Source organism: Denitromonas iodatirespirans (genome assembly GCF_018524365.1).
GTDB lineage: Bacteria > Pseudomonadota > Gammaproteobacteria > Burkholderiales > Rhodocyclaceae > Nitrogeniibacter > Nitrogeniibacter iodatirespirans.
In genome coordinates this window covers 1-18,547 of sequence record NZ_JAEKFT010000020.1, presented here as the reverse complement: position 1 = coordinate 18,547, position 18,547 = coordinate 1, and the positions used below count along the sequence as shown (strand labels likewise).

Below are 18,547 nucleotides of genomic sequence, written 5' to 3'. Positions count from 1 at the left end.
GGGCCCCATGAAAAAGTGGATATTCCTGATTCCCCTGGTCCTCTCGGCCTGTAGTGCCGAGCAGGACGATCTGCGGGCATGGATGGCCCAGCAGGAAGCCGGTATGAAGGGGCAGGTCAAGCCTTTGCCGGAAATCAAGCCTTTCTCGGTGGTCGATTACGACGCCTTCTCCCAAATGAACCCGTTCGATTCGGACAAGTTCGTTGCTGCGCGGGTCGTCGTGGCGGGTGGGCGGGCGCCGGACATCAACCGCCAGCGCGAACCGCTCGAGTCGTATCCGCTCGAGTCGCTGAAGATGGTCGGCGTGCTCATGAAACAAGGTAAGGCACATGCGCTGATCGACGCGGGGGGCAGCATTTATCAAGTGCGCGCGGGGAACTACATGGGCCAGAATTTTGGCGTTGTGACCAGTGTTTCGGAGTCGGAAGTCAAGCTGACCGAGCTGGTAGAAGATCTGAACGGCGACTGGGTCGAAAGAACGAGTGCGCTGTACTTGCAAGAGCAGCAGGAGACGACGCAATGAAGTTCAATATGGGTTACTTTCTGGTGGCTGCCGGATTGTGGATGGCGCAAGCTACGTCGCCGGTGATGGCCCAGGCCGCGACGACCGAGGCTGCCATGCCGGACAACGCGATCGAGGCGATGGACGTGTCCCGCCAAGGCGCGAGCATCTATGTGAAGCTGCGCCTGAAAGCACCGCTGGCGCAGCCGCCGGCGAGTTTCAGCGTGGCCAACCCCGCCCGCATCGCGTTTGATTTTCCGGGGACCGGCAATGAACTGGGTCGGAGCCTGCAGGCCATCGACGAAGGGGATCTGCGAAGCGCGAATATCGTTCAGGTCGGAGACCGTACGCGTCTGGTGCTGAACCTGATCAAGATGACGCCCTACGACACGACGGTCGAAGGCCAGAACGTGATCATCGCGCTCTCTCCGGTGCGCCGCGAGCCGTCCGAGCTACGCCCGAACGATCGTCCGTTCGCCAGCTTTGCGGAAACCGGTGGAAAAGCCGCCGCGGCCGATGGCAAGTTTGTTCGCGATATCAACTTCCGTCGCGGCACCGAGGGAGAGGGGCGAATCATCGTCGAGCTGAGCGACCCGGATACCGGCATCGACATTCGCCAGCAGGGCGATGCGCTGGCTATCGATTTTCTCAAGACGACCTTGCCCGAGAACCTGCGCCGCAAATCGGATGTCACCGATTTCGCGACGCCGGTCACCGAGTTCGTTGCGCAGCCGCAAGGGGCAAACACCCGCCTGCTGATCAAACCCAACGGCTTGTGGGAGCATAACGCCTATCAGAGTGACAATCAGTTCGTGGTCGAGATCAAGCGTGTGGTCGAGGATCCGAAGCAACTGGTTCAGGGGGCGCGGGGCAAGTACCAGGGTGACAAGCTGTCGCTGAACTTCCAGAACATCGATGTGCGCTCGGTATTGCAGGTGATTGCTGACTTCACCGATTTCAATATCATCACCAGCGACACGGTGCAGGGCAGCCTGACGCTCCGCCTCAAGGACGTGCCTTGGGATCAGGCGCTCGACATCATTCTTCAGTCCAAGGGCCTGGACATGCGCAAGCATGGCAACGTGATCTGGATCGCACCACGTGACGAGTTGGCTGCGCGCGAAAAGCTCGAGCTCGAAGCACTTGCGCAGATCGGTGACTTGGAGCCCCTGAGAACGGAGAGTTTCCAGATCAACTATCACAAGGCGAAGGAGATTTTCGATTTCCTCAAGGACAAGAACCAGACGGTCCTATCCAAACGCGGCAGTGTGATCGTCGATGAGCGCAGCAACAAGGTGTTCGTGACCGATGTGGGGACGCGCCTGGACGATTTGCGCCGCTTGATCCAGGAAATCGACATTCCGCCGCGGCAGGTATTAATCGAGGCGCGGATTGTGGAGGCTGACAAAGGCTTTGCACGTGACCTGGGAGTGCGGATGGGGATTCACATGCCGGGCAAGCCTTTCGGCGGTCCTGGGGGGTCCCGCGCGGTTATCGGAGGCGGCATTACCGATACCGGATTCCATACCGGGCAAGTGGCGGATACACCGGACTTCATCAACGATAGCTTGGGTGTCAATCTTCCTGCATCGCCCTCGACTGGAACGCCGGCCCAGTTGTCGCTGATACTGTTCAACAGCGCTGCCACGCGTTTCCTTAATCTCGAGTTGAGCGCACTTGAGGTCGACAACCGGGGGCGTGTGGTCTCCAGCCCCCGAGTGCTGACGGCCAATCAAGTCGAAGCGATCATGGAGCAGGGGACAGAGATTCCCTATCAGTCGGCGACCAGTTCTGGGGCGACCAGCGTCCAGTTCCGCAAGGCCGTGCTGTCACTGAAAGTGCGTCCGAACATCACGCCGGACGGTCGTGTCCAGCTGTTCGTGGATGTGAACAAGGACAAGCCGGGCGCGACGGTTCCGGGAGGTGTAGCGATCGACACCAAACATGTGAAGACCGAAGTGATGGTCGAAAACGGCGGCACCGTGGTGATCGGTGGTGTGTACGAAGAGGAAGAGAGCAAGCAGGTAGAGCGCGTGCCGTTCTTGGGCGAAATCCCGGTCGTTGGCGCCCTCTTCCGTAACACTCAGCAAGTGTCCAATCGCAAGGAATTGCTGGTTTTCATCACACCGCGCATCGTGACGCAAGCGTTGTCGCTGCGGTAAGCCCATGGTGTCGGCTGGCGCGGCAAAGGCCGACACTTCTCGCGTGCGTCGTGCCCCGTGCATTGTGCTGGTGGGGATGATGGGCGCAGGAAAGACGACGGTGGGGCGCGAGTTGGCTCGGCGCTTGCACCGTCGTTTTGTTGATAGCGACCATGAAATCTGCGCGCGAACAGGCGTGTCGGTGCCTGTCATCTTCGATGTCGAGGGCGAGGCCGGTTTTCGCCGGCGTGAATCGCAAGTCATCGACGACCTGACCCAACAAACGGATCTCGTTCTGGCTACCGGCGGTGGCGTGGTGCTGGCCGAAGAGAACCGGACGGTGCTGCGCGAGCGCTGTACCGTCATCTATCTCGACGTGCCGCCCGCCGTGCTGTGGGAGCGCACTCGCCACGACCGGAATCGTCCGTTGCTGCAGGTCGAAGATCCGCGAGGGCGGATAGAGGCCTTGTACCGCGAGCGCGACCCGCTCTATCGTTCCGTGGCACACGTGGTTGTCCCCGGTGGCCGGGGTAGCGCAAAATCGATGCTTCGAAAGATCGAGAAGGCACTGGAACACACATGCGAAAACTGACGGTTGCCCTGGGAGACCGTAGCTATCCGATCCTGATCGGCGAGGGCGTGCTGGATCGTACCGATGCGATTTTGGCGGCCCTCAAGACGCCGCGGGTAGCCATCGTGACCAATGACGTGGTCGCGCCGCTCTATCTGGGGCGACTCGAAGCGGCGCTGCGCAGCGTGGATGTTGCGTGCGATAGCGTGATCCTGCCGGACGGAGAGGCCCACAAGAACTGGCAGACGCTCAATACGATTTTCGATGGCCTGCTGGCGGGGCATTTCGACCGCAGCACGACGCTGATCGCGCTGGGTGGCGGCGTGGTGGGCGACATGGCCGGGTTTGCCGCGGCCACCTATCAGCGCGGCATCCCCTTCATCCAGATCCCGACCACCTTGTTGTCGCAGGTGGATTCGTCAGTGGGGGGCAAGACCGCGATCAACCACCCGCTCGGCAAGAACATGATCGGCGCCTTTCATCAGCCTCGGTTGGTGCTGGCGGATACCTCCACGCTCACTACACTACCGGACCGCGAACTCAAGGCCGGGCTGGCGGAGGTCATCAAGTATGGCTTGATCCGCGATCCCGCCTTTTTCGACTGGATCGAGACAAACATCGAGCGCTTGCTGGCGCGCGAGCCTCAGGCGCTGGGCGAGGCGATCGAGCGCTCCTGCGCCAACAAGGCCCGGATCGTCTCGGAAGACGAAACCGAGCGGGGGGTTCGGGCGTTGCTTAATCTCGGACATACCTTCGGCCATGCCATCGAAGCCGGCATGGGCTTCGGCGTATGGTTGCACGGCGAGGCGGTGGCGGCGGGCATGGTGATGGCCGCCTGCCTGTCGAACCGGTTGGGCTGGCTAAGTGCGCGCCAATATGAACGGACGGTGGCGCTGATCGGGCGCACAGGCTTGCCGGTTCGGGGGCCGAAACTGGGCGCGGCGCGCTACCTTGAATTGATGGCGCACGACAAAAAGGTTGATGCTGGGCGCCTGCGCTTGGTGTTGCTACGTGACATCGGCGACGCCGAGATCTTCGCCGATCTGCCTGCTGTCGAGATTGCCGCGGCGATCGACGCCTGCTGCGAGCCGTCCTGATGCTGGCGACCTACGCGGTCAGCGAAGCGAATTCCCGCGGTCGGCACCATCCGGAGCCACCGCCCACCGCCCGGGGCGAGTTCCAGCGCGACCGTGACCGCATCATTCACTCCACCGCCTTCCGGCGCCTTGAGTACAAGACGCAGGTTTTCGTCAATCATGAAGGCGACCTGTTTCGTACTCGGCTGACACACAGCATCGAGGTCGCGCAGATCACCCGCACCATCGCCCGGGCCCTGGCGCTGAATGAGGATCTGGCCGAGGCCATCGCCCTGGCGCACGACCTCGGCCACACGCCCTTCGGTCACGCCGGCCAGACAGCCCTCAATGCCTGCATGAAGGCCTACGGCGGCTTCGAGCACAACCTGCAGTCGCTGCGTACGGTGGATCTGCTCGAAGAGCACTATGCCGATTTCGATGGCCTGAACCTTGCCTACGAAACGCGCGAAGGCATCCTCAAGCACTGCTCGCGCGAGAACGCGTCGGCGCTCGGGGCACTTGGCCAGCGCTTCCTCGATGGTACGCAGCCCAGCCTCGAGGCGCAGCTGGCCAACCTGGCTGATGAAATCGCCTACAACAATCACGATATCGACGACGGTTTGCGTTCCGGCCTGATCACCCTGGAGCAACTCGACGAGGTCGCCATCTTCGCCAACCAGCGCCGTGACGTCGAAGCCCGTTACCCCGGTCTGCAGGGGCGCCGGCTGATCCACGAAACCATTCGTCGGATGATCAACCTGATGGCGGTGGATCTGATCGACCGCACGCGCCACAACATCGACGCGGCGCAGGTGCGTACGCTGGACGATGTGCACCAAGCCCCCCGTCTGGTGGCCTATTCCGACGAGTTGCGGCCAGACCTGAACCGCCTGAAAGCCTTCCTGCGCGAGAATCTCTACCACCACTATCAGGTCCTGCGCATGACCGACAAGGCGCGCCGCATCATCACCGACCTGTTCGGTGCCTTCCTCTCCGACCCGCGCCTGCTGCCCCCGCAGTACCAGCGCCGCGCCGATACCGACACGCCGCGCGCGATCGCCGACTACATCGCCGGGATGACCGACCGCTACGCCATGAAGGAGCACCGCCGGCTGTTCGCCGTGGGCGAAATTCACTGAGCATTCGGGGCTTTTGCGCACTGCAAAAAACACTTGAAGGGCCGGGAAAGCGGCTGTATATTCGAGAGTCCGCCAAGTGTGTTCGTAACGGCGCCTTGTGCGTCGTGCAGAGCCGGTGCGCAAGCGACCGGCTTTTTTGACGCCTGCCGCAATCGCGTTGCCGTCCGCTCCGGTAGACGCCGAGTGCGGGCAGGCACGAAGTGTCGAGGAAAATGTATGAGCATTCCCCACAAGCAGGGTCTTTACGATCCCGCGAACGAACATGATGCCTGCGGTGTCGGTTTCATTGCCCATATCAAGGGCGAGAAGCGTCACGACATCGTGATCCAGGGTCTCGAGATCCTCAAAAACCTCGACCATCGGGGCGCGGTCGGCGCCGATGCGCTGCAAGGTGACGGCGCGGGTTTGCTGCTCCAGTTGCCCGACCAGCTGTATCGCGAAGAGATGGCCGCCCAGGGCATCACTTTGCCGGCGCCGGGCGACTACGGGGTCGGCATGGTCTTCATGCCGAAAGAGCACGCCTCGCGCATGGCCTGTGAGGAAGAGATCGAGCGCGCCATCCGTGCCGAAGGGCAGGTGGTGCTCGGTTGGCGCGACGTGCCGGTCAACCCCGACATGCCGATGTCGCCTACGGTGCGCAAGACCGAGCCGATCATCCGCCAGATCTTCGTCGGGCGCGGCCCGGACATCATGGTGACCGATGCGCTCGAGCGCAAGCTCTACGTCATCCGCCGTCGTGCGGCCAATGCCATCCAGCGCCTGCAGCTCGAGCACGCCAAAGAGTTCTACATGGTGTCGATGTCGGCGCGCACCATCGTCTACAAGGGCCTGCTGCTGGCTAACCAGGTGGGTGAGTACTACCTCGACCTGGTCGATCCGCGCACGGTGTCGGCACTGGCGCTGGTGCACCAGCGTTTTTCGACCAACACCTTCCCCAAGTGGAACCTCGCCCACCCGTTCCGCATGATCGCGCACAACGGTGAGATCAACACCCTGCGCGGCAACTACAACTGGATGCGTGCCCGCGAAAAGGGCGTGTCCTCGCCGCTGCTGGGCAAGGATCTGGAGAAGATCTGGCCGCTGATCTATCCGGGCCAGTCCGACTCCGCCGCCTTCGACAACGCGCTCGAACTGCTGGTGATGGGCGGCTATACCATGGCCCATGCGGTGATGATGATGATCCCCGAGGCCTGGGAGTCGCACACCCTGATGGGCGAGCAGCGCCGCGCCTTCTACGAATACCACGCCGCCATGATGGAGCCGTGGGACGGCCCGGCCGCGGTGGCCTTCACCGACGGCGTGCAGATCGGTGCCACCCTCGACCGCAACGGCCTGCGTCCGGCGCGCTACCTGGTGACCGATGACGATCTCGTGGTGATGGCGTCCGAATCCGGCGTGCTGCCGATTCCGGACAGCAAGATCACCAAGAAGTGGCGTCTGCAGCCGGGCAAGATGTTCCTGATCGACATGGAGCAGGGCCGCATCATCGACGACGAAGAGCTCAAGGAGTCGCTCGCCACTGCCAAGCCCTATCGCGACTGGAACCGCCGCATCAACATCAAGCTCGACGGGCTCAAGGAAGCGGCCGATGCGGCCCTTCCCGAGGCACGCGCCAGCCTGCTCGATCGCCAGCAGGCGTTCGGCTACACCCAGGAAGACATCAAGTTCATCCTCGAGCCGATGGCCAAGGCCGGCGAAGAGGGCACCGGCTCGATGGGTAACGATGCGCCGATGGCCGTGTTGTCGAGCAAGGAAAAGCCGCTCTACAACTACTTCCGTCAGCTCTTCGCGCAGGTGACCAACCCGCCGATCGACCCGATCCGCGAGCAGCTGGTGATGTCGCTGGTGTCCTTCATCGGCCCGCGCCCCAACCTGCTCGAGATCAACGAGATCAACCCCCCGTACCGCCTGGAAGTGACCCAGCCGGTGCTGAACTTCGCCGACATGGCGAAGATCCGCAACATCGCGCGCTACACCGGCAACAAGTTCCGCTCGGCGGAACTGGACGTGTGCTACCCGGTGGCCTGGGGCAAGGAAGGCGTCGAGGCCCGCCTGGCCTCGCTGTGCGCCGAAGCCGAAGATGCTGTCGAGCAGGGTTACAACATCCTGGTGGTCTCCGATCGCCAGATGGATGCCGACAATGTCGCCATCCCCGCGCTGCTGGCCACGTCCGCGGTGCATCAGCACCTGGTGAGCAAGGGCCTGCGCACCCGCACCGGCCTGGTGGTCGAAACCGGCACGGCGCGCGAGATCCATCACTTCGCGGTGCTCGCCGGCTATGGCGCCGAAGCCGTCCATCCCTACCTCGCGCTCGAGACGCTGCAGCAGATGGCCGATCGCGGCGAGGCGGACGAAAAGGCCGCCTACCACTTCGTCAAGGCGATCGGCAAGGGGCTGTGCAAGGTCATGTCCAAGATGGGCATCTCGACCTACATGTCCTACACCGGCGCCCAGATCTTCGAAGCGGTCGGTCTCAAGCAGAGCTTCGTCGACAAGTACTTCACCGGCACCACCAGCCAGGTCGAGGGTGTCGGCGTGTTCGAGGTCATGGACGAGGCGCTGCGCCTGCACCAGAAGGCCTTCGGCGATGACCCGGTGCTGGCCGAGCTGCTCGATGCCGGCGGCGACTACGCCTTCCGCATCCGCGGCGAAGAGCACATGTGGACGCCCGATTCGATCGCCAAGCTGCAGCACGCCACGCGTTCGGGCAAGGCCGACACCTATAAAGAGTACGCCCGCCTGGTCAACGAGCAGGGCAAGCGTCACATGACGCTGCGCGGCCTGTTCGAGATCAAGGTGGCCGGCGCCCCGGTGCCGCTCGACGAGGTCGAGCCGGCCAAGGAGATCGTCAAGCGCTTCGCCACCGGCGCCATGTCGCTCGGCTCCATCTCCACCGAGGCGCACACCACGCTGGCCGTGGCGATGAACCGCATCGGCGGCAAGTCCAACACCGGCGAGGGCGGCGAGGATCCCAAGCGCTTCATGCCCGTGACCAAGCCGACCAAACTCTCCGAGCTGATCGGCGGCTCGCGCATCGCGCGCGATCTCGACCTGTCGCCCGGCGACAGCCTGCGCTCGGCGATCAAGCAGGTCGCCTCGGGCCGCTTCGGTGTGACCACCGAATACCTGGCCAACGCCGACCAGATCCAGATCAAGATGGCCCAGGGCGCCAAGCCCGGCGAAGGCGGCCAGTTGCCGGGGCACAAGGTGTCCGAGTACATCGGCTTCCTGCGTCACTCGGTGCCGGGTGTCGGCCTGATTTCGCCGCCGCCGCACCATGACATCTACTCGATCGAAGATCTGGCCCAGCTGATCCACGACCTGAAGAACGCCAACCACAAGGCCTCGATCAGCGTCAAGCTGGTGTCCGAGATCGGCGTCGGCACGGTGGCGGCTGGTGTGGCCAAGGCCAAGGCCGACCACATCGTGATCGCCGGCCATGACGGCGGCACCGGCGCCTCGCCGCTGTCGTCGATCAAGCATGCCGGCTCGCCCTGGGAACTCGGCCTGGCCGAAACCCAGCAGACGCTGGTGCTCAACCGCCTGCGTTCGCGTGTGCGGGTGCAAGTCGACGGCCAGATGAAGACCGGCCGCGACGTGGTGATCGGTGCGCTGCTCGGCGCCGACGAATTCGGCTTCGCGACTGCACCGCTGGTGGTCGAAGGCTGCATCATGATGCGCAAGTGCCACCTCAACACCTGTCCGGTGGGCGTGGCCACGCAAGACCCTGAGCTGCGCAAGCGCTTCACCGGCCAGCCCGAGCATGTGGTCAACTTCTTCTTCTTCGTCGCTGAAGAAGTGCGCGAGCTGATGGCCCAGCTGGGCATCCGCAAGTTCGACGACCTGATCGGCCGCTCCGACCTGCTCGACATGAAGAAGGGCATCAGCCACTGGAAGGCGCGGGGCCTGGACTACAGCCGCATCTTCTACCGTCCGGATGTGCCGGCCACGGTGGGCCGTCGCCACACCGAGAACCAGGATCACGGCCTCGACAAGGCGCTGGACCAGGAACTGCTCAAGCGTGCTGCGCCCGCCATCGAGCGCGGCGAGGCGGTGAAGATCGAGCTGCCGGTGCGCAACGTCAACCGTACCGTCGGCGCCATGCTCTCGGGCGCAGTGGCCGCCAAATACGGCCATGCCGGCCTGCCGGACGACACCATCCACATCACCCTGTCGGGCACCGCCGGCCAGAGCTTCGGCGCCTTCCTGGCGCGCGGCGTGACGCTCGACCTGGTGGGCGAGGGGAACGACTACGTCGGCAAGGGCATCTCGGGCGGGCGTATCGTCGTGCGTCCGGACGCCAGCTTCCGTGGCGAGACCACCGAAAACATCATCATCGGCAACACCGTGCTGTACGGCGCGATCGAGGGCGAAGCCTTCTTCTCCGGCGTGGCCGGCGAGCGCTTCGCGGTGCGCAACTCCGGCGCCACGGCGGTGGTCGAGGGCGTGGGTGACCACGGCTGCGAATACATGACCGGCGGCACCGTGGTGGTGCTCGGCCAGACCGGGCGCAACTTCGCGGCCGGCATGTCGGGCGGCGTCGCCTATGTGCTGGACGAAGACGGTAGCTTCGAAGGCCGTTGCAACATGGCCCAGGTCGCACTCGAACCGGTCGAAGACGAATACGCCGCCCGCCAGGGCTCCGAGGCCGGCGACGACCTCGAGTCCCACGGCCGGGTGGATGTGCGTCACCTCGGTCAGGCCGACGAGGCCATTCTCAAGGACCTGATCGAGAAGCACGCCCAATTCACCGGCAGCGTCACCGCCAAGCGGGTCCTCGAACACTGGTCGAGCTATCGCGCCAAGTTCGTCAAAGTGATGCCGCACGAGTACCGTCGCGCACTGGCCGAAATGGCCGCGCAGAAGAAGCAACTGGAGGCTGCATAAGATGGGTAAGCCCACCGGATTTCTCGAGTTCCGCCGCCTCTCCGAGGCCAGCCAACCGGCTGAGGAGCGGGTCCAGAACTACAAGGAGTTCCTGCTCCGCCTGTCCGACGACGAAGCGTCGGTGCAGGGCGCGCGGTGCATGGACTGCGGCATCCCGTTCTGCAACAACGGCTGCCCGGTCAACAACATCATCCCCGACTGGAACGACCTGGTGTATCGCGGGCAGTGGGAGCAGGCCATCCGTGTCCTGCACTCGACCAACAACTTCCCCGAGTTCACCGGCCGCATCTGTCCGGCGCCCTGCGAAGCCGCGTGCACGCTGAACATCAACACCGACGCGGTGGGCATCAAGTCCATCGAGCGGGCGATCATCGACAAGGCCTGGGAAAACGGCTGGGTCAAGCCGCAGCCGCCGCGCCAGAAAACCGGCAAGAAGGTCGCCGTGGTCGGCTCCGGCCCCGCCGGCTTGGCCGCAGCCCAGCAGCTGGCGCGGGTTGGCCATGACGTGGTCGTGTTCGAGAAGAGCGATCGTGTCGGCGGTCTGCTGCGCTACGGCATCCCCGACTTCAAGCTCGAAAAATCGGTGATCGACCGTCGTCTTGCGCAGATGGCGGCCGAAGGCGTCGAGTTCCGCACCAGCGTCTGTGTCGGCGCCGTGCCGAGCGAGGCGGGCGTGGCCAATGACGGCACCGAGATGGTCTCGGCCGAGCAGCTCACCGCCGAATTCGACGCGGTGATCCTCGCCGCCGGCTCCGAAGTGCCGCGCGATCTGCCGGCCCCGGGCCGCGAACTGGGCGGCGTGCATTTCGCGCTCGAGTTCCTGATCCCGCAGAACAAGCAGGTGGCCGGCGATGCGCCCAACCCGATTTCCGCCAAGGGCAAGCACGTGGTGGTGATCGGCGGCGGTGACACCGGCTCCGACTGTGTCGGCACCAGCTACCGCCATGGCGCCGCGTCGGTGACCCAGTTCGAAGTCATGCCGCAGCCGCCCGAGCAGGAAGACAAGTCGCTGACCTGGCCCTACTGGCCGCTCAAGCTGCGCACCTCGTCCTCGCACAAGGAAGGCGAGACCCGCCGCGAATTCGCCATCGCCACCAAGGAGTTCATTGGCGAGAACGGCCAGGTCAAGTCGCTCAAGACCGTGCGCCTGGAGTGGAAGGACGGCAAGATGTCCGAGGTGCCGGGCAGCGAAGAAGTCTATCCGGCTGACCTGGTGCTGTTCGCCATGGGCTTTACCAACCCCGTGGGCTCCCTGCTGGCGGCCTTCGGTGTCGAGAAAGACCCGCGCGGCAATGCCAAGGCCACCACCGACGGCGAAGGCTGCTACGCCACCAACGTCGCCAAGGTGTTCGCGGCCGGTGACGTGCGTCGGGGTCAGTCGCTGGTGGTGTGGGCGATCCGCGAAGGTCGCCAGGCCGCTCGCGAAGTCGACCAGTTCCTGATGGGGGCATCCGAGCTGCCGCGCTAAACCGTCGCGACCTTCGCGGACCGCCCACGGCGGGGAATGTTGTAACGCGCCCTGCGGGGCGCGTAGCGCGAAGCTCGCCAGGCCGCTCGCGAAGTCGACCAGTTCCTGATGGGAACGTCCGAGCTGCCGCGCTAAGCTGCGCGCGCAAGGGAAAAAACAAAGGCGGCTTCGGCCGCCTTTGTTTTTGGGCTGCCCGCACGTCCTTGCGGCAAGCTGTCGCGGTGCGTAGCCCGGATGCAGGCCGAAGGCCGGAATCCGGGGTGGGCGTGGCGGTCTGGCACGGTTTTTCGATGCGGACCGGCGTGCCCGATCGGGCCGGTGCTCCCGGATTCCGCTGCGCTGCATCCGGGCTACGGACGTCCGTGATGCCGGGTCAGGCGCCGATCATGTCGAGCGCGTGGCGCGCGATCATCCACTCCTCGTTGGTCGGCACTACGGCGATCGCGACCGGGCTGCCGGCGCGGTCGATGCGCTCGGCGTGCGCGGTGTTGGCTTCGGCGTCCAGGGCGAGGCCGAGCCAGGCCGAGCGGGTGACGATGCCTTCGCGCACGGCGGCGGCGTGTTCGCCGATGCCGCCGGTGAATACCAGCGCATCGCAGCCGCCGGCGGCCGCGGCCAGCGACCCCAGTTCGCGGGCGGCGCGGTAGCAGAACAGCTCGACCGCCTCGCGCGCTTCGGGCGCGGGCGAGGCGAGCAGGTCGCGCATGTCGGCACTGATGCCGGACACGCCGAGCAGCCCCGACTCCTTGTACAGCAGGCGGCTCAGCGCTGCCGAGTCCATGTGCTTGCGGTCCATCAGATACAGCAGCACGCCGGGGTCGAGACTGCCGCTGCGGGTGCCCATCATCAGGCCGTCGATGGCGGTGAAACCCATGCTGGAGGCCACGCTCTGGCCATCGCGCAGCGCGCACATGCTGGCGCCGTTGCCCAGGTGAGCGACGATTACCGCGCCGCGGGCACGTTCGGCGCCGATCGCTTGGGGCAGTTGCCGGGCGATGTATTCATACGACAGGCCATGGAAGCCGTAGCGCCGCACCCCTTCGTCATGCAGCGCGCGGGGCAGGGCGAAGCGCTGGGCGAGCGGCGGCTGGCTGCGGTGGAAGGCGGTGTCGAAGCAGGCCACTTGCGGCAACTGCGGCATCAGGCGGGCCACCGCGCGCACGGCGCGCAGGTTGTGGGGCTGATGCAGCGGGGCGAGTGGTTCGAACTCGGCGAGCGCATCGACCAGCGTGTCGTCGAGCAGCAGCGGGGCGCTGTGTTTGGCGCCGCCGTGCACCACCCGGTGGCCGACGCCGATCAGGTCGAGCCGCGGGGTGTGCGTTTTCATCCAGTCGAGCAGGAAATCCAGCGCGCTCTGGTGGTGGGCGTCCTGGTCATCGTCGGCGGGTTGGGGCACGTCGGCCTCGAAGCGCTCGCCCGCCGCCGCGCGCGCATGCAGGCGCGGTTGTGAGCCGATGGCTTCGATCTGCCCGGCCAGCGCCGGCGTATCCGCCAGGCCCGGCTCGACCGGATAGAGGGCGAACTTCAGGCTCGATGAGCCGGCATTGAGCACCCACAGCGCCTTCATTGCGGCACCACCGCGCGGCGATGATGGGCCATGAGTTGGGCGATGGCGCAGGAGGCGGCGCGCGCCTCGGCGGTATCTGCGCGGCTGGTCAGCACGATCGGTACGCGGGTGCCGACCACCACGCCGGCCAGCACCGCATCGGCCAGATATTCGAGCTGTTTGGCCACCATGTTGCCCGATTCCAGGTCCGGCACCACCAGGATATCGGCGTTGCCTGCCACGGCGGAATTGATGCCCTTGGTTTTGGCGGCCAGCAGCGAGATGGCGTTGTCGAAGGCCAGCGGGCCGTCAAGGATGCCGCCCTTGATCTGGCCGCGGTCGGCCATCTTGCACAGGGCGGCCGCGTCGATGGTCGAGCGCAACTTGGAAGTGACGGTTTCGACGGCCGACAGGATCGCCACCTTGGGCTCGACGATGCCCATGATCTGCGCCAGATCGATGGCGTTCTGGACGATGTCCACCTTCTCTTCGAGCGTCGGCTCGATGTTGATGGCCGCATCGGTGATCAGCAGCGGATGCGGATAGGTCGGCACCTCGGCGATGAACACATGGCTGATGCGGCGCGCGGTGCGCAGGCCATGGGTGCGGCTGACCACCGCGCTCATCAGCTCGTCGGTATGCAGCGAGCCCTTCATCAGCACCTCGACCTCGCCCTTGCGCGCCATCGCCACGGCGGCTTCGGCCGCAGCGTGGCTATGGGGTACGTCGACGATGCGAAGGCCGGTCAGGTCGAAGCCTTCTTCTTCAGCGACCGAACGGATCTTCGCTTCCGGGCCGACCAGGATCGGGATGATCAGCCCCTCTTCGGCCGCCTGCAGCGGTCCGCCCAGCGACGAGGCGTCGCAGGGGTGGACCACCGCCGTCGGCACCGCGCTCAGGCCGGTGGTGAGCGACAGCAGGTGCTGGTAGCGCAACTCCTTGTCGGAGATGGTCACCTCCGGCAGGCTCACGCGCGGGCGCTTGATCTTCTCGGTCGGCGCCAGCACCTCGGCGGTGCCGTCGATCACCTTCAGCCCGTCCTGGTTGATCGCCACGCAGTCGAACACGATGTGCGAGTTGTGATCGTATTTTTCGCGGCAGGTGACGGTCACCTCCAGCGTGTCGGCAATGCCCACCGGGCGCCAGAACTTGAGCGACTGGGTGATGTACACCGTGCCCGGGCCGGGGAACTCGGTGCCCAGAATGGTGGAGAACAGTGTGCTGCCCCACATGCTGTGGCCCACCACCTCGCGAAACTGGCTCGATCGGGCGAATTCCGGATCGACATGGGTGGGATTGACGTCGCCCGACATCGCGGCGAACAGATGGATGTCGTTGGGTTTGAGGGTGCGGACGAGGCGCGCCTGGTCGCCGATGGCGATTTCGTCGTAGGTGCGGTTCTCGATGTACTGGTGGACGGCCCGTTGCATGGCTGAGATTCCTATGTGCGTTGCAGCAAACTCATTCTAGTCGTCACGCTATTGCAAAATGTAGACCACGATCAATACTTTGGTGCATTGCAAAATGTTCGAGCCGTGTTGTCGGCCATGAGCGAGACACCGCTCACGGAAGCGTAGACGGCTGCGTGCTAGAATCCGCCGCAAATCCCGAAAAAATGGAGTTGTCATGCAAGTCGTGGTTCTCGCTGCAGGTCAGGGTACCCGGATGCGCTCGGCCTTGCCCAAAGTGCTGCAACCGCTGGCTGGCCGGCCGATGCTGGCCCATGTGCTGGGCACGGCGCGCACGCTTGGCGCGGCGAAAATCTGCGTGGTGTACGGCCACGGCGGCGAGGTGGTCCGCGACGCCATGGCGGCGCCCGATCTGGCCTGGGCGCTGCAGACGCCACAACTGGGCACCGGTCATGCAGTGCAGCAGGCGCTGCCGCATCTCGACGACGACCGTGTCACGCTGGTGCTCTACGGCGACGTGCCGCTGATCGGCGAGGCCACGCTGCGCCGCTTGCTGGCCGCTGCCGACCGCGACCGCCTCGGCCTGCTCACCGTCGAGATGGACGACCCGACCGGCTACGGCCGCATCGTGCGCGACGCTGCCGGCAAGGTGCTGCGCATCGTCGAGCACAAGGACGCCACCGAGGCCGAGCGCGCCGTGCGCGAGGTCAACACCGGCATTCTCGCCGCGCCCACCGCGCGGCTGCGCGAATGGCTCGGCCGGCTCGGCAACGACAACGCCCAGGGCGAGTACTACCTCACCGACATCATCGCCATGGCGGTGGCCGCCGACGTGCCGGTCGTGGCCACCCAGCCGGACACCGTCGATGAAACCCTCGGCGTCAACAACCGCCGCCAGCTGGCTGACCTGGAGCGCCGCTACCAGCGCGCCTGCGCCGAGCGCCTGCTCGATGCCGGCGTGACCCTGACCGACCCGGCGCGCATCGACGTGCGCGGCGAGCTCAGCTGCGAACGCGACGTGCGCATCGATGTGAACTGCGTGTTCGAAGGCACAGTGACGCTGGGCGAAGGCGTGCACATCGGCGCCCACTGCGTGATCCGCAACGCCCGCATCGGCGCTGGCACCCGCATCTTGCCCTTCTCCCATATCGAAGACACCACCATGGGCGCCGCCTGCGTGATCGGCCCCTACGCCCGCACCCGGCCCGGTACCGAGCTGGGTGAGGACGTGCACCTGGGCAACTTCGTCGAGGTCAAGAACAGCCGCATCGCCGACCACTCCAAGGCCAATCACCTCGCCTATGTGGGCGACGCGGACGTCGGCCAGCGGGTCAATGTCGGCGCCGGCACCATCACCTGCAATTACGATGGCGCCAACAAATACCGCACCACCATCGAAGACGACGTGTTCATCGGCTCCGACACCCAGCTGGTGGCGCCGGTGCGCGTGGGCCGTGGCGCCACGCTCGGTGCCGGCACCACGCTCACCAAGGATGCGCCGGCCGAGCAGCTCACCGTCTCGCGCGCCCGGCAAATGACGATTCCGGGCTGGAAGCGCCCGGTCAAAACCCCCAAATAGAAAGCCGCGCCGGCGACCACCGCCGGCCTCAGGAGAAGCGCCATGTGTGGCATCGTTACCGCAATCTCGACCCAGAACGTCGTCCCCGTGCTGCTCGAAGGGCTGCGCAAGCTCGAATACCGGGGCTACGACTCGGCCGGTCTGGCCGTGCTGCACGAAGGCGAGTTGGTCCGCGCCCGCTCGGCCGGCCGTGTCGCCGAACTGGCGGTGATCGCCGACAACCGGCATCTGAGCGCCAACATCGGCATCGCCCACACCCGCTGGGCCACGCATGGCGAGCCCACCGAGCGCAATGCCCATCCGCATGTCTCCGGCGGTCTCGCCGTGGTGCACAACGGCATCATCGAAAACTTCGAGCGCATCAAGAGCGAGCTGACGGCCAAGGGCTACGTGTTCACCTCCGACACCGACACCGAAGCCATCGCCCACCTGGTCACCGACAAGCTCGGCACCGGCCTCGAACTGCCCGAAGCCGTGCGCCTGGCCGCCAACGAACTCGAAGGCGCCTACGCCATCGGGGTGGTCACCGAGGCCGACCCCTTCCGCCTCGTGGTCGCGCGTCGCGGTTCGCCCTTGCTGCTCGGGGTGGGCGAGGACGGCATGTACGCCGCCTCCGACACCTCCGCGCTGCTGCAGGTGACGCGCAAGGTGGTGTATCTCGAAGACGGCGACGTCGCCGAGCTCAAGCTCGACGGCTACCGCATCGTGCGCCCCGACGGCAGTCCGGTCGAGCGGCCGGTGCATGTGTCCGCGCTGTCGGCCGACGCGGTCGAACTGGGCACCTACCGCCACTACATGCAGAAGGAAATCTTCGAGCAGCCCCAGGCCATCGCCAACACGCTCGAAACCATCGCCGGCGGCAACGTCATCTCCCCGCAGGTGTTCGGCGCCCATGCCGGCGAAGTGCTCGGCGCCACCCGCCGGGTGCTCATCATCGCCTGCGGCACCAGCTTCCATGCCGGCCTGGTGGCGCGCTACTGGCTCGAATCCATCGCCGGCATCCCCTGCGTGGTCGAAATCGCCAGCGAATACCGCTACCGCGAATCGGTGCCCGACCCCGACACCCTGGTGGTCGTCATTTCCCAGTCCGGCGAAACCGCCGATACCCTCGCCGCGCTCAAGCACGCCAAGAGCCTCGGTATGAGCAAGACGCTGGCCATCTGCAACGTGCCCGAATCGGCCATCGTGCGAGAAACCGCGCTGCGCTTCGTGACTCGCGCCGGCCCCGAGATCGGCGTCGCCTCCACCAAGGCCTTCACTACCCAACTCGCTGCGCTGGCCATGCTCACCCTCGCGCTGGCCAAGCTCAACGACCGGCTCACCAGCGACGACGAACAGCGCTACCTCACCGCCCTGCGCCACCTGCCAGTCGCCATCGGCAAAGTGCTCGAACTCGAACCGCAGATCGAACGCTGGGCCCAGCGCTTCGCCGGCAAACAGCATGCCCTCTTCCTCGGCCGCGGCCGCCACTGGCCGATCGCCATGGAAGGCGCACTCAAACTCAAGGAAATCTCCTACATCCACGCCGAGTCCTACGCCGCTGGCGAACTCAAACACGGCCCGCTGGCCCTGGTGGACAAGGACATGCCGGTGATCGCCGTCGCCCCGGCCGACGAACTGCTCGAAAAGCTCAAGTCCAACCTGCAGGAAGTGCGCGCCCGCGGCGGCGAGCTCTACGTGTTCGCCGACGCCGGCAGCGCCATCGAAGAATCCGAAGGCGTGCACATCCTCCACATGCCCGAACACTACGGCATGCTCTCCCCGGTGCTGCACGTCATCCCGCTGCAGTTGCTGTCCTACCATGCGGCGCTGGTCAAGGGAACGGACGTAGACAAGCCACGTAACCTCGCCAAGAGCGTAACGGTGGAGTAATTCGTTCTACATTGTTCGATGTTTTTGTTCTCAGGGAATCAAGTCCGTCGGAGTGGTCTGCTGGTTGTAGGCTGAGACGCGCCACGAGGGCCTTGCAAGAAACTCGCAGTAGATAAAGAAAGATAAAGCCCGGTGGGTAACACCGGGCTTTATCTTTTTTCACCCTGATTGAGTGGTAACTGGTCGGCCGAACCAGCCGTTCGGGTCTCGTAGCGCGGGAGGATACAGTGTGAATCGCCCCGGGTTCGGTGGAGGCCGTTTGGTTTAAGTCAGGCCGGGATGGCGGCCTCGCTGGCGAGTTGCCTGTAGTAGTTTGCCTCAGCTTCTGCAGGCGGGATATACCCGATCGGTTCGAGC

11 protein-coding genes are annotated in these 18,547 nt (G+C 65.1%); 9 read left to right on the top strand and 2 right to left on the bottom strand.

The window, feature by feature from the left end:
- The first annotated feature begins 7 nt into the window (after positions 1–7).
- The 7 genes from I8J34_RS16310 to I8J34_RS16280 all read left to right on the top strand — a co-directional run bounded on the left by I8J34_RS16310 (position 8) and on the right by I8J34_RS16280 (position 11,784).
- Positions 8–523: a pilus assembly protein PilP gene (locus tag I8J34_RS16310; RefSeq protein WP_214362695.1), complete on the top strand. Its 516-nt coding sequence runs from the start codon at positions 8–10 to the stop codon at positions 521–523.
- Entirely contained in the window at positions 520–2,664 is a 2,145-nt protein-coding gene (locus tag I8J34_RS16305) for a type IV pilus secretin PilQ (protein ID WP_214362694.1), read from the top strand. The genes I8J34_RS16310 and I8J34_RS16305 overlap by 4 nt, the downstream gene beginning before the upstream one ends.
- A 4-nt stretch (positions 2,665–2,668) precedes the next feature.
- The gene (locus I8J34_RS16300; RefSeq protein WP_214362693.1) at positions 2,669–3,235 is read left to right on the top strand and encodes a shikimate kinase; all 567 of its coding nucleotides are present in this window, start codon (positions 2,669–2,671) and stop codon (positions 3,233–3,235) included.
- Positions 3,223–4,311: a 3-dehydroquinate synthase gene (aroB, locus tag I8J34_RS16295; RefSeq protein ID WP_214362692.1), complete on the top strand. Its 1,089-nt coding sequence runs from the start codon at positions 3,223–3,225 to the stop codon at positions 4,309–4,311. Before I8J34_RS16300 ends, aroB begins: the two co-directional genes overlap by 13 nt.
- Entirely contained in the window at positions 4,311–5,429 is a 1,119-nt protein-coding gene (locus tag I8J34_RS16290) for a deoxyguanosinetriphosphate triphosphohydrolase (protein ID WP_214362691.1), read from the top strand. The genes aroB and I8J34_RS16290 overlap by 1 nt, the downstream gene beginning before the upstream one ends.
- A 216-nt stretch (positions 5,430–5,645) precedes the next feature.
- On the top strand, positions 5,646–10,316 hold the full coding sequence (locus I8J34_RS16285; RefSeq protein ID WP_214362690.1) for a glutamate synthase-related protein: 4,671 nt from the start codon (positions 5,646–5,648) through the stop codon (positions 10,314–10,316).
- Between the two features lies 1 nt (position 10,317).
- Entirely contained in the window at positions 10,318–11,784 is a 1,467-nt protein-coding gene (locus I8J34_RS16280) for a glutamate synthase subunit beta (protein WP_214362689.1), read from the top strand.
- 373 nt (positions 11,785–12,157) lie between these two features.
- On the opposite strand, the gene I8J34_RS16275 is transcribed toward I8J34_RS16280, so the two are convergent.
- A complete protein-coding gene (locus I8J34_RS16275) occupies positions 12,158–13,351 on the bottom strand; it encodes an acetate/propionate family kinase (protein WP_214362688.1) in 1,194 nt (397 codons plus the stop codon).
- Positions 13,348–14,760, bottom strand: a complete 1,413-nt coding sequence (locus tag I8J34_RS16270) for a bifunctional enoyl-CoA hydratase/phosphate acetyltransferase (RefSeq protein ID WP_214362687.1) — start codon at positions 14,758–14,760, stop codon at positions 13,348–13,350. The genes I8J34_RS16275 and I8J34_RS16270 overlap by 4 nt, the downstream gene beginning before the upstream one ends.
- 196 nt (positions 14,761–14,956) lie before the next feature.
- On the opposite strand from I8J34_RS16270, the gene glmU reads away from it, so the two are divergent.
- Together glmU and glmS are read left to right on the top strand one after the other, a co-directional pair.
- Positions 14,957–16,318 carry a bifunctional UDP-N-acetylglucosamine diphosphorylase/glucosamine-1-phosphate N-acetyltransferase GlmU gene (gene glmU, locus I8J34_RS16265; RefSeq protein ID WP_214362686.1) on the top strand — a complete coding sequence of 454 codons (1,362 nt, stop codon included), beginning with the start codon at positions 14,957–14,959 and terminating at the stop codon, positions 16,316–16,318.
- Positions 16,319–16,360: 42 nt separating this feature from the next.
- Positions 16,361–18,190: a glutamine--fructose-6-phosphate transaminase (isomerizing) gene (gene glmS, locus I8J34_RS16260; protein WP_214362685.1), complete on the top strand. Its 1,830-nt coding sequence runs from the start codon at positions 16,361–16,363 to the stop codon at positions 18,188–18,190.
- Positions 18,191–18,547 lie beyond the last annotated feature (357 nt).

Coding starts and splice junctions, on each gene's coding strand:
- I8J34_RS16310 (WP_214362695.1), top strand. CDS start 8: ATGAAAAAGTGGATATTCCTGATTCCCCTGGTCCTCTCGGCCTGTAGT.
- I8J34_RS16305 (WP_214362694.1), top strand. CDS start 520: ATGAAGTTCAATATGGGTTACTTTCTGGTGGCTGCCGGATTGTGGATG.
- I8J34_RS16300 (WP_214362693.1), top strand. CDS start 2,669: ATGGTGTCGGCTGGCGCGGCAAAGGCCGACACTTCTCGCGTGCGTCGT.
- aroB (WP_214362692.1), top strand. CDS start 3,223: ATGCGAAAACTGACGGTTGCCCTGGGAGACCGTAGCTATCCGATCCTG.
- I8J34_RS16290 (WP_214362691.1), top strand. CDS start 4,311: ATGCTGGCGACCTACGCGGTCAGCGAAGCGAATTCCCGCGGTCGGCAC.
- I8J34_RS16285 (WP_214362690.1), top strand. CDS start 5,646: ATGAGCATTCCCCACAAGCAGGGTCTTTACGATCCCGCGAACGAACAT.
- I8J34_RS16280 (WP_214362689.1), top strand. CDS start 10,318: ATGGGTAAGCCCACCGGATTTCTCGAGTTCCGCCGCCTCTCCGAGGCC.
- I8J34_RS16275 (WP_214362688.1), bottom strand. CDS start 13,351: ATGAAGGCGCTGTGGGTGCTCAATGCCGGCTCATCGAGCCTGAAGTTC.
- I8J34_RS16270 (WP_214362687.1), bottom strand. CDS start 14,760: ATGCAACGGGCCGTCCACCAGTACATCGAGAACCGCACCTACGACGAA.
- glmU (WP_214362686.1), top strand. CDS start 14,957: ATGCAAGTCGTGGTTCTCGCTGCAGGTCAGGGTACCCGGATGCGCTCG.
- glmS (WP_214362685.1), top strand. CDS start 16,361: ATGTGTGGCATCGTTACCGCAATCTCGACCCAGAACGTCGTCCCCGTG.